Source organism: Lunatimonas salinarum (assembly GCF_017811155.1).
GTDB lineage: Bacteria > Bacteroidota > Bacteroidia > Cytophagales > Cyclobacteriaceae > Lunatimonas > Lunatimonas salinarum.
This window is the reverse complement of the sequence record NZ_JACVCV010000107.1, coordinates 1-591: the sequence shown is the minus strand read 5'-3', so window position 1 is coordinate 591 and position 591 is coordinate 1. Positions and strand designations below refer to the sequence as shown.

Annotated in this window: 1 protein-coding gene; it reads right to left on the bottom strand. The window is 47.2% G+C overall.

All coding sequences use genetic code 11. The features are described 5' to 3' along the window. Positions 1-591: Eco57I restriction-modification methylase domain-containing protein (locus IAQ59_RS22880; RefSeq protein WP_425342632.1), on the bottom strand; the 591-nt coding region annotated here is incomplete at both ends.

Genomic DNA, 591 nt, shown 5'->3' with positions numbered 1-591 from the left:
TGGGGTCTCCATCGGGTAGATTTCTTTTGATCGTGAATCCTTTTGGGAACAGAATTAAAAACTTATCACTCCTCGGTTGTTGATACCGTTTGATGTCCCTGCCGGCCAAAAAGGGTTTGATTACCTCTGCACTGTGCGGATCTTCGGCGATCAGCCTATCTTTGGTTTCCCGGTCGATCACAAAGGCTTCGTTAAGGCCGGTTAAAACACCACGAAATATCTTTCCATCCACATACTCAGATAGCGGAACGCCCTGAGATTTTAGTTTTATCAGAAGGGCCTGGGTTCGGCTGTCGGTCAGCGTCCAGCCATCCTCCGATAATCCAAGAGGGGAGACCTCCAACTGATTTTTGCTGAGGTAGGTTTCTATTCCCATTGGAAAATCCAGTGTCTGAAGGTTTACGGCTTTGAAATTTTGTCCACCGGAAGTTTTGGACAACGCAATGATCAGCGGGTAGGTGGTCGCTTCCTCGAAGACCGGCAAATCGCCAAAGTCCAGGAGTTCACGGATTGCAAAGCCTTTGACATAATTCCGGAGGCTTTTTCCATAGCCCGCCCGCATCCATTTATTTGGAATAATAAAGATAAACT